This is a genomic window from Mesorhizobium bavaricum (assembly GCF_056781655.1).
The window spans coordinates 141,744-155,052 of the sequence record NZ_CM165566.1; the positions used below are offsets into that span (position 1 = coordinate 141,744).

The 13,309-nt window shown below is 63.8% G+C and carries 11 protein-coding genes; 7 read left to right on the forward strand and 4 right to left on the reverse strand.

The genetic code is table 11. From position 1 onward, the window contains the following. Positions 1 to 42 precede the first annotated feature (42 nt). The 6 genes from rhaS (at position 43) to AC1RZR_RS00800 (ending at position 6,323) form a co-directional block, all read left to right on the forward strand. Complete coding sequence (gene rhaS, locus AC1RZR_RS00775) at positions 43 to 1,038, forward strand: rhamnose ABC transporter substrate-binding protein (protein WP_027055502.1); 996 nt, start codon at positions 43 to 45, stop codon at positions 1,036 to 1,038. An 84-nt stretch (positions 1,039 to 1,122) separates the two neighbouring features. Further along, complete coding sequence (locus AC1RZR_RS00780) at positions 1,123 to 2,664, forward strand: sugar ABC transporter ATP-binding protein (RefSeq protein WP_477272904.1); 1,542 nt, start codon at positions 1,123 to 1,125, stop codon at positions 2,662 to 2,664. After that, complete coding sequence (locus AC1RZR_RS00785) at positions 2,661 to 3,641, forward strand: ABC transporter permease (protein WP_481827358.1); 981 nt, start codon at positions 2,661 to 2,663, stop codon at positions 3,639 to 3,641. Before AC1RZR_RS00780 ends, AC1RZR_RS00785 begins: the two co-directional genes overlap by 4 nt. Then, positions 3,638 to 4,633 (forward strand): ABC transporter permease, encoded by a 996-nt coding sequence (locus tag AC1RZR_RS00790; protein WP_481827359.1) that lies wholly within the window; start codon positions 3,638 to 3,640, stop codon positions 4,631 to 4,633. The genes AC1RZR_RS00785 and AC1RZR_RS00790 overlap by 4 nt, the downstream gene beginning before the upstream one ends. Further along, positions 4,633 to 4,950, forward strand: coding sequence for an L-rhamnose mutarotase (gene rhaM / locus AC1RZR_RS00795; RefSeq protein ID WP_481827360.1), 318 nt, complete (start codon positions 4,633 to 4,635; stop codon positions 4,948 to 4,950). The genes AC1RZR_RS00790 and rhaM overlap by 1 nt, the downstream gene beginning before the upstream one ends. Continuing rightward, complete coding sequence (locus tag AC1RZR_RS00800) at positions 4,947 to 6,323, forward strand: FGGY-family carbohydrate kinase (protein ID WP_481827361.1); 1,377 nt, start codon at positions 4,947 to 4,949, stop codon at positions 6,321 to 6,323. Before rhaM ends, AC1RZR_RS00800 begins: the two co-directional genes overlap by 4 nt. Here AC1RZR_RS00800 and AC1RZR_RS00805 read toward each other — a convergent pair whose 3' ends face one another. The 3 genes from AC1RZR_RS00805 to galE form a co-directional block, all read right to left on the reverse strand. Further along, on the reverse strand, positions 6,324 to 8,150 hold the full coding sequence (locus AC1RZR_RS00805) for an alanine racemase (protein ID WP_481827362.1): 1,827 nt from the start codon (positions 8,148 to 8,150) through the stop codon (positions 6,324 to 6,326). A 2-nt stretch (positions 8,151 to 8,152) separates the two neighbouring features. Further along, the gene (locus AC1RZR_RS00810; protein ID WP_481827363.1) at positions 8,153 to 9,403 is read right to left on the reverse strand and encodes a D-amino acid dehydrogenase; all 1,251 of its coding nucleotides are present in this window, start codon (positions 9,401 to 9,403) and stop codon (positions 8,153 to 8,155) included. A 103-nt stretch (positions 9,404 to 9,506) separates the two neighbouring features. Next, the gene (gene galE / locus AC1RZR_RS00815) at positions 9,507 to 10,502 is read right to left on the reverse strand and encodes a UDP-glucose 4-epimerase GalE (protein ID WP_481827364.1); all 996 of its coding nucleotides are present in this window, start codon (positions 10,500 to 10,502) and stop codon (positions 9,507 to 9,509) included. Between the two features lie 266 nt (positions 10,503 to 10,768). Here galE and hemA point away from each other — a divergent pair, with 266 nt between their 5' ends. Then, a complete protein-coding gene (gene hemA / locus AC1RZR_RS00820; RefSeq protein WP_477272888.1) occupies positions 10,769 to 12,046 on the forward strand; it encodes a 5-aminolevulinate synthase in 1,278 nt (425 codons plus the stop codon). Between the two features lie 72 nt (positions 12,047 to 12,118). Here the strand turns inward: hemA and AC1RZR_RS00825 are convergent, their stop codons facing one another. Beyond that, the gene (locus AC1RZR_RS00825; protein ID WP_481827365.1) at positions 12,119 to 13,285 is read right to left on the reverse strand and encodes a pyridoxal phosphate-dependent aminotransferase; all 1,167 of its coding nucleotides are present in this window, start codon (positions 13,283 to 13,285) and stop codon (positions 12,119 to 12,121) included. Positions 13,286 to 13,309: the final 24 nt, after the last annotated feature.

Sequence of the window (13,309 nt, forward strand, 5' to 3'; positions counted from 1 at the left end):
CCGCAGCGGCGATGGAATGCAACGCTCAAGGGAGGATATTCGATGAGCTTTTTGAAGAAATTGATGGTGACGGCGGCTTTCTCTGCCGCCATGTTCGTGAATGCGGCCTATGCCGAAAACGTCAAGATCGCACTGGTGGTGAAGTCGCTCGGCAACGGCTTCTTCGATGCCGCCAACAAGGGTGCCGAAGAGGCGGCCAAGGAACTCGGTGACGTCGATATCATCTATACCGGTCCGACCAAAGCGACCGCCGAAGCGCAGATCGAAGTGGTCAATTCGCTGATCGCCCAGAAGGTCAACGCCATCGCCATTTCGGCCAATGACGCCGACGCGCTGGTGCCGGTGCTGAAGAAGGCCATGGAGCGCGGCATCACCGTCATCTCCTGGGATTCGGGCGTCGCCAAGGAAGGCCGCCAGCTTCACCTCAACCCGTCCGACACCGGCCTGATCGGCGAGACCATCATCAAGCTTGCCGCCGACTATCTGCCGGAAGGCGGCGACGTCGCCATCCTGTCGGCGTCCTCGACCGCGACCAACCAGAACGCCTGGATCGACGCGGCCAAGAAAATCCTGCCGGAGAAGTTCCCCAAGATCAAACTCGTCGCCACCGTCTACGGCGACGATGACTCGGCCAAGAGCACGGACGAAGCCAAGGGCCTGCTGAAGTCCTATCCGAACCTCAAGGCGATCATCGCACCGACCACCGTCGGCGTCGTTGCCGCCGCCCAGGTGGTGACTGACGAGAATCTGATCGGCAAGGTCAACGTCACCGGCCTTGCGCTGCCGTCCGAGTTCAAGAAGTTCATCGACAACGGCGCCAGCCAGGCCGTGGCCCTATGGAACCCGATCGACCTCGGCTACTCCGCCGTCTACCTCGCCCACGATCTGGCGGTGAAGAAGGAAGAGGCCAAGCCGGGCGCCACGCTGTCGATCGGTCGCGTCGGCAAAGTCACGCTCGACGACACCAATTCGGCTGCGATGGCTCCGCCCTTCCAGTTCGACAAGAGCAACATCGAGAAATTCTCCAAGATCTATTGATCTGGAGCTCCTTCGAGCTGTCGCGGCGGGGCTCACGTTCCGCCGCGACTTTAAACGGACCTTGTTTCAGGGCTTGATACGACTATGGACACGACAGCCCAACACGGCACGGCAAAGGAGGGGCCACTGGCCTCGACTCCGCGCCTGACGCTGTCCGGCGTCTCAAAGAGTTTTCCCGGTGTGCGTGCGCTGCACGATGTCGGCCTGTCGCTCTATCCGGGCCAGGTGACAGCACTGATCGGCGAAAACGGCGCCGGCAAGTCGACGCTGGTCAAGATCATGACCGGCATCTACCAGCCCGATACGGGCACCATCAGCATCGACGGTCAGGCCGTCACTCTGCCCAGCGCGCATGCCGCCTTCGGCTATGGCGTCACCGCGATCCATCAGGAGACCGTGCTGTTCGACGACCTGACGGTGGCCGAAAACATCTTTCTTGGCCACGCGCCGCGCACGCGCTTCGGCACAATCGACTGGCGCACCATGCGCAAAAATGCGCGCGAAGTGCTCGACACCATGCATGCCGGCCATATCGACGCCGATGCGCGGCTGAAGGACCTTGGCATCGCCAACAAGCATCTCGTCGCCGTCGCCCGCGCCATGTCGATCGACGCCCAGATCGTCATCATGGACGAGCCGACCGCCGCGCTTTCGATGAAGGAGATCGAGGAGCTTTTCCTGCTCATCGAGTTCCTCAAGAGCGAAGGCAAGGCGATCCTGTTCATCAGCCACAAGTTCGACGAGATCTACCGCATCGCCGACCGCTACACGGTGTTCCGCGATGGCGAGATGGTCGGCGAAGGCCTGATCAAGGATGCCGGCCAGAGCCAGATCGTGCGCATGATGGTCGGCCGCTCGGTTGACCACATCTTTCCGCAGCGCAAAGCCGAGATCGGCGCGCCGGTGCTTTCCGTCTCCGGCCTGTCGCACCCGACCGAGTTCAACAACATCGGCTTCGAGCTGCACAAGGGCGAAATCCTTGGCTTCTATGGCCTTGTCGGCGCCGGGCGCAGCGAGGTCATGCAAGCGATTTCAGGCATCACCCGCACGTCAGGCGGCACGATCACGTTGGAGGGCAAGACGATCGCGCCGAAATCGGCGGCGGATTCGATCGATGCCGGCATCGTCTATGTTCCCGAGGAGCGAGGCAAGCAAGGCGTGGTGATCGGCCTGCCGATCTTCCAGAATGTCTCGCTGCCTTCACTCAAGCGCACCTCGAAATCCGGCCTGCTGCGGCTGTCGGAGGAGTTCGCGCTCGCCCGCTCCTACACCGAGCGGCTCGACCTGCGCGCCTCCTCCCTCAGCCAGGATGTCGGCACGCTGTCGGGCGGCAACCAGCAGAAGATCGTCATCGCCAAATGGCTGGCCACCGCGCCCAAGGTGATCATCCTCGACGAACCGACCAAGGGCATCGACATCGGCTCGAAGGCCGCCGTGCACGGCTTTATGGCCGAGCTGGTGGCGCAGGGCCTGTCGGTGATCATGGTATCGTCGGAGCTGCCGGAAATCCTCGGCATGTCCGACCGTGTCGTCGTCATGCGCGAAGGACTTGTCGCGGCGATCTACGACAACAAGGGACTGGACGCCGAGACGCTGGTCCGGACGGCAGCGGGGATCGCGGCATGAGAGCCTTTCTCAAACACCGCGAAATCTGGCTGTTGGCGGCAATCGTTTTGCTCATCGGGCTGATCTCGACGCGCTTCCCGGCCTTCGCCGACCCCGGCAATCTGCGCCAGGTGTTCAACGACACCTCGATCCTCATGATCCTGGCGCTCGGCCAGATGGTCGTCATCCTGACCCGGTCGATCGATCTGTCGATGGCGTCGAACCTCTGCTTCACCGGCATGGTGGTGGCGATGCTGAACGCCGCGCACCCGGCGATCCCGATCCCGCTGCTGATCGTCATTGCGCTGGCCGTCGGGCTGGTGCTGGGTGCCGTCAACGGCCTCTTGGTTTGGCGACTGAACATCCCCTCGATCGTGGTGACGCTTGGCACACTGACCATCTATCGCGGCGCCACGTTCGTCCTGTCTGGTGGCGCCTGGGTCAATGCCGACAAGATGAGCCCCGACTTCATCGGCTTTCAACGCGCGGCCTTCCTCGGCATCCCTGTGCTGTCCTGGATTGCCATCCTGGTGATTGCGCTGTTCTTCGTCTTGATGACGCGCACAGCGCTCGGCCGTTCGATCTATGCCATCGGCGTCAATCCGACGGCATCGGTCTATGCCGGCATCGATGTAGGCCGGACGAAATTCATCGTCTTCTGCATCTCCGGCATGATCGGCGGCCTTTCCGGCTATCTCTGGATATCGCGCTATGTGATTGCTTCGGTCGAGGTCGCCAACGGCTATGAGCTCAACATCATCGCCGCCTGCGTCATCGGCGGCATTTCGATTGCCGGCGGCATCGGCTCGGTCGGTGGCGCAGTGCTGGGCGCGTTGTTCCTCGGGATCATTTCCAACGCGCTGCCGGTCATCAACATCTCGCCCTTCTGGCAGATGGCGATTTCGGGCAGCGCCATCATCCTCGCCGTCGTGCTCAACGCGCGCGGCGAACGCCAGCAGGGCCGCATTATCCTGCGAAAAGTGGAGGCGGTGACATGACCGACGTCCCTGCCCCGCGCCACATTCCCGACCGGCTCGACAAGCCGCTGAGTTCGGCGATCTTTTCCTGGGAGGCGCTGCTGGTCGTGGTGGCCGTCGCCATCTTCGCCATCAACAGCTTCGCCTCGCCGTATTTCCTCGACCCGTACTCGCTGTCCGACCTGACTTTCAATTTCACCGAGAAGGGTCTGATCGCCTTTGCCATGGCGCTGCTGATCATTTCCGGAGAGATCGACCTGTCGGTCGCCGCCATCATTGCGTTGGCGTCGACCATGATGGGCATGGCGGTGCAGGCCGGCGCCGGCACGCCGGTGCTGGTGCTGATCGGCATCGTCGTCGGGCTTGGTTGCGGCGCCTTCAATGGGCTGCTGGTGACAAGGTTGGGATTGCCATCCATCGTCGTCACCATCGGCACGATGAGCCTGTTTCGCGGCATCGCCTTCATCGTCCTCGGCGACCAGGCCTACAAGGGCTATCCGGAAAGCTTCGCCTTCTTCGGCCAGGGATATGTCTGGTGGGTGGTGTCGTTCGAGCTGGTGCTGTTTCTCATCGCAGCTGTCATCTACTGGTTCGTGCTGCACCGGACGAGTTTCGGGCGTCGTGTCTTTGCCATCGGCAACAATCCGGTTGCGGCGCAGTTTTCCGGCGTGCGCGTCGGGCGCACCAAGTTCGTGCTTTTCTGCCTGACCGGGCTGATGTCGGGCATCGCCTCGGTGCTGATCACTTCGCGGCTCGGCTCGACCCGGCCTTCGATCGCGCAAGGCTATGAACTGGAAGTCATCACCATGGTGGTGCTCGGCGGCGTCAGCATCCTCGGCGGCGCCGGTAGCATTCTGGGTGTCGTGCTCGCCGCCTTCATCATGGGGCTGGTGACCTTCGGGCTTGGCCTGCTCAACGTGCCAGGCATCGTCATGTCGATCTTCATCGGCCTGCTGTTGATCATCGTCATCGCGCTGCCGATCGTCTGGCGGCGGCTGCGCGGAGGACGATGATGGCTGAGAAATATGCGTTCAAGATGAAACTCAAACCGGGCATGAAGACCGAATACAAGAAGCGCCACGACGAAATCTGGCCATCGCTGGTCGCTCTCCTCAAGCAGGCCGGCGTCTCCGACTATTCGATCCATCTCGACGAAGAGACCAATATCCTGTTCGGCGTGCTGTGGCGGCGAGACGATCACGGCATGGACGATCTGCCGAAGCATCCAGTGATGCAGCGCTGGTGGGCTCACATGGCCGACATCATGGAGACCAAGCCGGACAATGAGCCGGTGGCCGTGCCGCTGGAAACCGTGTTCCATATGAAATGAGCGCGATGCGCCACATCGCCGTCATCGATATCGGCAAGACCAATGCCAAGGTGGCGCTGGTCGATCTCGCCACGCTGAGCGAAGTGGCGCTGCGCCGCATGGCCAATGCGCCGGTGCGGCAGGCGCCCTACCCGCATCACGATGTCGAGGCGCTGTGGACGTTCATCCTCGACAGCCTGGCCGGCCTTAACCGCGAGCAGCGCATCGACGCCATTTCGATCACCACGCATGGCGCGACGGGCGCACTGGTCGACGCCGCGAACGACCTGGTGCTGCCCGTCCTCGATTATGAATTCGATGGCCCCGACAGTCTGGCAGCAGACTATGATGGGATCCGTCCGCCCTTCGCCGAGACCGGCACGCCGCGCTTGCCGCTAGGCCTCAATCTCGGCGCGCAATTCTTCTGGCAGCAGAAGCGCTTCCCTGCGGAGTTCGCCAAGGCCTCCGCGCTGCTGATGTATCCGCAGTACTGGGCGCTGCGCCTGACCGGCGTCGCCGCCAATGAAGTGACCTCGCTCGGCTGCCACACCGATCTGTGGAACCCGTGGACAGCGGATTTTTCGTCGCTGGTCGACCGCCTTGGCTGGCGCGAGCTGATGGCGCCAGCGCGGCCAGCCAAAGACCGTCTCGGCCCGATCCTGCCTACACTTGTCGCGCGAACCGGGCTCGATCCGCAGACGCCGGTGTTCTGCGGCCTGCACGATTCCAACGCATCGTTGCTCCCGCATCTCCTGTCCGACGTGCCGCCTTTCTCCGTGGTCTCGACCGGCACCTGGGTGGTGTCGATGGCCGTCGGCGGCAAGCAGATTGTGCTGGATGCGGCGCGCGATACGCTGGTCAACGTCAGCGCTCTGGGCGCGCCTGTGCCTTCGGCGCGCTTCATGGGCGGCCGCGAGTTTTCCGTGCTGACGGAAGGCCAGCCGGACAACTGGACCGAAGCTGATGTCGGCGCCGTGCTGGCGCGAAAGACATTGCTGCTGCCATCGACCCAGCAAGGGTCGGGGCCGTTCCCGCACCATGCCGCGACATGGCTTGACGCTGACGGCATCACACGCGGCCAGCGCTTCGCCGCCATCTCGTTCTATCTGGCGCTGATGACGGCGACCTGCCTCGACCTGATCGGCGCCGACGGCCCGACCACGGTCGAGGGGCCCTTTGCCCGCAACCGGCTCTATGTCGGCATGCTGGCGGCAAGCACGGCCCGCGCCGTTGTCGCGTCAGAGGCCGCCACCGGCACCAGCATTGGCGCAGCACTGCTCGCTTCGGGTCCGGTAACGGCTCATGGCAAAGGCGACAGAATGGAGCCGCCGACCGATCCGGCCTGGGTCGACTACGTCAGTGCATGGCGCGCGGCAGTCGAAGCGCAGCGCTGACTACAGGATCCGCTTGCCGAAGGCCGACATGACGAAGTTGACCGTGTCGGTGCCGATCCGAGGCTCCAGATCCGCGGTCAGGCCCGAAACATCCATCGACAACAGCCCGCCGGAGAGCGCGATCGCCTCCATCGCCTGATGTGTTTCGCGCACGGTGAGGCCACCGGAACCTGCCGCCCAGCCGGCGAATTCGGTGACATCAGGCGAATAGCTGACGTGAAAACCTTGTGTGCCTGAAGTGGCGATGCGGATCGCCTCGTGCATCAGGTCGCGCATGCCCATCGCGTCGATATCGGTCATGGTGAAGGCCGCGACGCGCGAATCCTTCAGCACTCTCGCCTCGGCCGGATCGGCATGGCGCAAGCCAACGATGACGACATTCTCCGGCGACAGCTGCGGCTGCAGCGCACCCGCCTTGTGATCGAGGCCAAGGGCGCGGGCCAGCACCGCTCGTTCCGGAAGGTCGATGCCATCCTCGTCCTCGGGCATCAGGGCAGCGATGGAATCGATCCAGATCAGGCCGAAGGAATGCGTCGCGCGCGCCGTTGCCGTCAGCGCCTTGTGCGCGATGCGGCGATCGGCGCCGGCGGTCAGCCGGATCAACCCCGATGGCGGCCGCTCGATATCGGCCAACTCGACGACGTCGAAATTCATCGCCTCGAGCCGCGCGCCGGTGCCTTCCCGGGCCAGGATGCCGGCGGCGCCCTGTTCCGCCAGTATCGACACCATCTTGCGGCCGGAAAAATCCTCGACATCGTGCATCGGGGCCTTCTCGACATATTCCGAGGTCATCGCCAGCAGCATGGCGCCGTAGCTCATGCGGAAGGCGACGCGGTCGCCGACGGCGGGCGGCGGGTCGGCATCCGCCACATCCAGCAGCAGATGGTCGCTGGAGGCGCCGAGCACCCGCACACCCTTGGCGATCGGCGTCAGTCCCTCTACCAGCACGTCCTCGCGGCCGATATTGGCGATGGCGCGCAGCCTGTCGCCCTCGTCGGGAAAGACCGGCTGGTTGCCGAAGGCGTCGTAGCCGGATTGCCCGATCGGCCGTGACGGCTTGAGCTTGACCTCGATGATGTCGCTGGTCAGGCGGCAGGCGTCGGGTTCGAGTTCAGCCCACGGCACTTCGCGGAAGGTTTCGACCCCGCCTTGCAGGATCGCCTCGCCGACGCGCAGATTGTTGATGCCGGCGGGTAGCTTGCCCTCAAGCAGCAACGGCAACGATGATGAGGCGCCGCCCGAGATCCAGTCGAGGCTTTTACCGGACAGGCGCTCGGTCTTGTAGGCGTGGGCGACCAGTTGCCCGAGATTTTCCTCGGTCGGCATGATGGCGCCGAAACAGCCGAGATTGGTGCCGATACCGGCGATGCGCACGCCCTTGAACTGCAGGATCTGTTCGACCGTGGGGATCAGGTCGCTCGGCCAGATGCCCTCCCTGAGATCGCCGAGATCGATCATCAGCATGATGTCATGAACGCGGCCCATGCGCTCGGCGATGCGCGAAATCTCGCGGATGATCGTCAGTTCCGACTGCAGGCTGATGTCGACGGTGCGCACCACTTCCTCGACACGCGCCATCGGCGGGCTGCGCAACAGCATGATCGGTGCGTTGACGCCGCTGTCGCGCAGCCGGCGAATGTTCTCGAAACGCGACTCGGCGATGCCGGCGACGCCGCCGCGCAGCATGGCGCGCGCCACTTGCGGCATGCCGCAGGTGCCCTTGGTGACGCCGAATACCTTGATGCCCGACAGCGCACAACGTTCGACGATCGTGCGCGTGTTGCGCTCGATGCGGCCAAGGTCGATGGCGACTTGCGGTCCTGACATTCCTAGCCTCCGTAGACCAGCCCTTGCGGATCGATCTCCGGCTTGCGGCCGGCGACCAGATCGGCAAGGAATTTTCCGGAGCCGCAAGCCATGGTCCAGCCAACATGGCCGTGCCCGGTGTCGAGATAGAGGTTCTTGTAGCGCGCCCGGCCTATGACCGGCACCGAGTTCGGCATCATCGGCCGCAGACCTGCCCACAGCTCTGCCTTCTTCTCGTCGAAGGCGCCGGGGAACAGATCCTTGCCGGTTCTGAACATGGCGGCGAAGTCGCTTGGCCTGTGGGTGCGATCGAAGCCGGTGAATTCGGCGGTCGAAGCGAGCCGCAGCCGATTGCCGAGCCTGGAGTAGGCGATCAGTTGGTCTTCGTCGGCGCCGCCCATGGTCGGACCCTTGCTTTCGTCCTCCAGGGGTATCGTCGCCGTATAACCTTTCACGGGATAGACAGGCAGGTCGATGCCGTAGCGGCGGCCGAGCAGGCCGCTTTCCGGCCCCATCGAGATCACCACGGCATCGCCGGCAATCGGCCCAGCCGAGGTCATCACCGCGCGCACACGGTCACCTTCGATGTCGAGGCCTTCGACCGTGGTGCCGTAGAGAAATTTCACGCCGAGCTTCTCGGCGGCGTGGGCGGCGAGCTTTTCCACGAACTGCCGGGAATCGCCGGTCTGGTCGATCGGCGAATAGACGCCTCCGGCGATCTTTTCCTTCACGCCGGCAAGGCCCGGTTCAAGCTCGATCAGCCGGTCACGGCCGACGATCTCGATCGGCAGGCCATGCTCGGCCAGATAGCGATAATTGTCCGTGCCGGTGTCGAGACTGTGCTGCGAGCGGAAGAAATAAAGGATGCCCTTCTTGCGCTCGTCATAGCCGATGCCGGTATCGGCGGAGATGGCGTTGATGCAGTCGCGCGAATAAAGCGCCAGGCGCAGCTTGACCCGGCTGTTGGCGCGCAAGCGCTCTTTCGTGCATTGGCGCAGGAAGCGCAGGCTCCAGGCGAGGAAATAGGGATCGAAGCGCAGCCGCACCTTGATGCCTAGATCATGGTTGTAGAGCGCGCGCAGGAAGGTCTTCAGTGCCGCCGGCGAGGCCCAGGCGGTGGCATCACCCGGCGACACCAGGCCGGCATTCGACTGGCTGGTGCCGCGCGCCGGCGCCGGATGGCGCTCGATCACGGTGACCTGATGACCGTCGCCGGCCAGATAATAGGCGGCCGCCGTACCGACAACGCCGGCCCCGAGCACCGTTATTTTCATGCCATCCCCCAAAGCTCTCCGCGGCGCAGCGCCTCCACGCCGGCCGCGAATGCCTTCAATAGCGCTTCACTGCCCGCCTTGCGAGCCCCTGGGAGAACGCGCCTCAGCCTCGCGCGGAGTTCTTGCCGGTCAGGATGCGCTCCCAGGCGAGCGCGTCGGCGACGATCTGGTCGAGATCGTCGCGTTGCGGGGTCCAGCCGAGTTCCGCGCGGGCGAGATCCGAATTGGCAACCACCGCTGCGGCGTCGCCGGGACGGCGATCGCCCATTTTCACTTCGAAATCATGACCGAAGGCACGCCGCACGCTGTCGATGACCTCGAGCACTGAATAGCCATGGCTGTAGCCGCAATTGGCGACCAGGCTGGAGCCCCCCGCACGCAGCCGCTGCAGCGCAAGACGATGCGCCGCCGCCAGATCGCTGACATGGATATAGTCGCGCATGCAGGTACCGTCCGGCGTCGGATAATCGGTGCCGAACACCTGCATGAACGGGCGCTTGCCGAGCGCCGTCTCGCAGGCGACCTTGATCAGATGGGTGGCACCCGGTGTCGACTGGCCGGTGCGGCCCTTCGGGTCGGCGCCGGCGACGTTGAAGTAGCGCAGCGCGGTGTAGCGGAGCCCATGTGCGATCGCCGCATCGCGCAGCATCCATTCGCTCATCAGCTTGGACAGGCCATAGGGCGATTCCGGCGCCAGGCGGGCATCCTCGCGCACCGGCTCCAACCCGGCGCCGCCATAGACCGCCGCGGTCGAGGAAAAGATGAAATTGGGCACGCCCTCTCGCACCGCGGTTTCGATCAGCGTGCGCGTCTTGCAGGTGTTGTTCTCGTAATAGCCGAGCGGGTCGGCGACTGATTCCGGGACCACGATGGAGCCGGCGAAATGGATGATCGCGTCGACCCTATTGTCACGAATGATGCCGCCAACCAGTTCCTTGTCGGCGACATCGCCGACGACCAGCTTTGCCTCCGGCGCCACCGCCCATTCGAAGCCAGTGGAAAGACGGTCGAGAACGACCACGCTCTCGCCGGCATCCAGCAACTCCCAGACCATATGGCTGCCGATGTAGCCGGCACCGCCTGTCACCAAAACCGTCATCCCAAATCCTCGCATCTCAAGATCTATCGGAAACTGTCTCAACCACCGCCTTACTGGAAAGCCTGCCGCATTGCCATTAGAACGGTGGTAACCGGTATCATCGGCATGTGGCATCATCTTGAAACAAAATTGATCCACATCAATGGAATAGGCCACGGCTCGTGGTCGTTAGGAACAGGTCCGGGGCGTGGCATTTTGACCAAATTGGCCCGGTGGACGACCAATCGGGCAATGATTATGATCCCGCGCAAAATTGGGAAGTCGACATGAACTATCAGCGGTTCTTCGAGGAAGCGATCGACCAGCTCCATGCCGAGCGTCGCTACCGCGTCTTCGCCGACCTCGAGCGTATTGCAGGCAAGTTTCCGCGCGCCATCTGGCGCTCCAATGGCCGCGCCGAGGAAATCACCGTCTGGTGTTCCAACGACTATCTCGGCATGGGCCAGCATCCCGATGTCATCGCCGCGTTCCAGAATGCGGCGGGCAAGATGGGCTCTGGCGCCGGAGGCACCCGCAACATTTCCGGCACCAGCAACCCGCTGGTCGAGCTCGAACTGGAGCTTGCCGACCTGCACGACAAGGAAGCCGCCCTCGTCTTCACCTCCGGCTTCGTCTCCAACGAAGCGTCGATCTCGACCATCGCCCGGCTTTTGCCCAACTGCCTGATCATCTCGGACGAACTGAACCATGCTTCGATGATCGAAGGCGTGCGGCGTTCGGGTGCGGAAAAGAAGATCTTCCGCCACAACGACGTCGCGCATCTGGAAAGCCTGCTGCAGGCGGCGGGCCGAGAACGCGCCAAGCTGATCGTCTTCGAAAGCGTCTATTCGATGGATGGCGACATCGCGCCGATCAGGCAGATCGTCGAGCTCGCCGAGCGCCACAACGCCATGACCTATATCGACGAGGTCCATGCCGTCGGCATGTACGGACCGCGCGGCGGTGGCATAACCGAGCGCGAAGGCCTGGCCGACCGCATCGATATCATCGAAGGCACGCTGGCCAAGGCGTTCGGCACGCTCGGTGGCTACATCACCGGCACCAGCGCTGTCATCGACGCCGTGCGCTCCTATGCACCGGGCTTCATCTTCACCACCGCGCTGCCGCCGGCGATCGCCGCTGCGGCGACCACGTCCATCCGCCATCTCAAGCGCTCGCAGGCCGAGCGCGATGCCCAGCAGCGGCAGGCAACGCGTACCAAGCAGATCCTCTCCGCCGCCGGCCTGCCGGTGATGGAGTCGCCGACCCATATCGTGCCGCTGCTGGTCGGCGACCCGGAACTCTGCAAGATGGCGAGCGACCGCCTGCTCGGCGTGCACGGCATCTATATCCAGCCGATCAATTACCCGACCGTGCCCCGCGGCACGGAGCGGCTGCGCATCACGCCGACGCCGTTCCATTCCGACGCGCTGATCGCGGCCCTGCAGGATGCATTGGTCGAGACCTGGGATGCGCTCGGCATACCCTACGGCTCGGCCGGCCGGCCGTCGGTCGCCAAGAGCGACCGGATCATTCCATTGCTGGTGCCCAAATCAGGCGGCTAAAGCCCGTTTGAAACTCGCTCTGACGCCATCTGATCCGTCGGAGCGATTTTCAATTCGAGCTTCGTCGGCGGCTCAAACAGTCTTCATCCACTTCGCCAGACGGTGCGCCGCTTCCTCGACCTGGTCGAGGCGGCGGTGGAAGCACAGCCTGAGGAAGGCTTCGCCGCCGGGGCCGAAGGCCGTGCCGGGCGCCAGGCCGACATTGGCCTTGTCGACGATGTCGAAAGCGGCGGTCCGCGAATCGGTGATGCCATCGACGGTGAAGAACAGGTAGAATGCACCTTGCGGCACGGTGAACCGGGCGCGATCTGTGGCCCCGAGAATGCCGCAGACCAGGTCGCGCGCCTTCCTCGCCCGCTCCACCTGTTCGGCAATGAAATCATCGCCCTGATCAAGGGCTGCGACCGCGCCGCGCTGCATGAACTGGGCGACGCCGGAGTTCGAATACTGAATCAGGTTCTCGAACACCTGCTGCAAGGCAGGATGGGTCTTGATCCAGCCGACACGCCAGCCGGTCATCGCCCAGTTCTTGGAAAAACTGTTGACGAACAGGATGCGGTCTTCCGCCGTCGCGATGTCGAGGAAGGACGGCGCGCGGCCATGGCCATAGTGGAACAACGCATAAATCTCGTCGGCGATGATCCAGAGATTCTTCGCGCGGGCGAGATCGAGGATCGCCTGCAAGGTCTCATGGTCGGCCGTCCAGCCGGTCGGGTTCGACGGCGTGTTGATGAACAGCGCCTTGGTGCGCGGCGTAATCGCCGCCGCGATCTTCTCGACGTCGCAGGACCAGCCATTGCCGGAGTGATCCAGCGTGACCGGCACCGGTACGGCTCCCGATATCGCCGCGGCAGCGTCGAAATTCGGCCAGGCCGGCGACAGATAGACAACTTCGTCGCCGGCGCCGGCGAGCGCGTCAAGCGCCAGCTGGATGGCATGCATGCCGGACCCGGTGACGATGAACTGTTCCTCGGGGAACGTCTTGCCGAAATGCCTGGCATAGTAGCGGGCAAGCGCCTGCCTGAGATCGGGGATGCCCCTCTGCCAGGTGTAGAACGTCTCGCCGCCGGCCAGCGCTTTCGACGCCGCATCGGTGATGAATGGAGGCGTCGGCAGGTCGCCCTCACCGGCCCAGAGCGGGATCATGCCCTCGCGCAGGCGGCCATAATTGACGACGGCGACAATGCCGCTTTCGGGAGCGGCGCGGGCTTCCGCGCGCAAGCTGTCGATCAAGGTCATGGGCAGGTCCGTTCCGATCTCGGG

Coding starts and splice junctions, on each gene's coding strand:
- rhaS (WP_027055502.1), top strand. CDS start 43: ATGAGCTTTTTGAAGAAATTGATGGTGACGGCGGCTTTCTCTGCCGCC.
- AC1RZR_RS00780 (WP_477272904.1), top strand. CDS start 1,123: ATGGACACGACAGCCCAACACGGCACGGCAAAGGAGGGGCCACTGGCC.
- AC1RZR_RS00785 (WP_481827358.1), top strand. CDS start 2,661: ATGAGAGCCTTTCTCAAACACCGCGAAATCTGGCTGTTGGCGGCAATC.
- AC1RZR_RS00790 (WP_481827359.1), top strand. CDS start 3,638: ATGACCGACGTCCCTGCCCCGCGCCACATTCCCGACCGGCTCGACAAG.
- rhaM (WP_481827360.1), top strand. CDS start 4,633: ATGGCTGAGAAATATGCGTTCAAGATGAAACTCAAACCGGGCATGAAG.
- AC1RZR_RS00800 (WP_481827361.1), top strand. CDS start 4,947: ATGAGCGCGATGCGCCACATCGCCGTCATCGATATCGGCAAGACCAAT.
- AC1RZR_RS00805 (WP_481827362.1), bottom strand. CDS start 8,150: ATGTCAGGACCGCAAGTCGCCATCGACCTTGGCCGCATCGAGCGCAAC.
- AC1RZR_RS00810 (WP_481827363.1), bottom strand. CDS start 9,403: ATGAAAATAACGGTGCTCGGGGCCGGCGTTGTCGGTACGGCGGCCGCC.
- galE (WP_481827364.1), bottom strand. CDS start 10,502: ATGACGGTTTTGGTGACAGGCGGTGCCGGCTACATCGGCAGCCATATG.
- hemA (WP_477272888.1), top strand. CDS start 10,769: ATGAACTATCAGCGGTTCTTCGAGGAAGCGATCGACCAGCTCCATGCC.
- AC1RZR_RS00825 (WP_481827365.1), bottom strand. CDS start 13,285: ATGACCTTGATCGACAGCTTGCGCGCGGAAGCCCGCGCCGCTCCCGAA.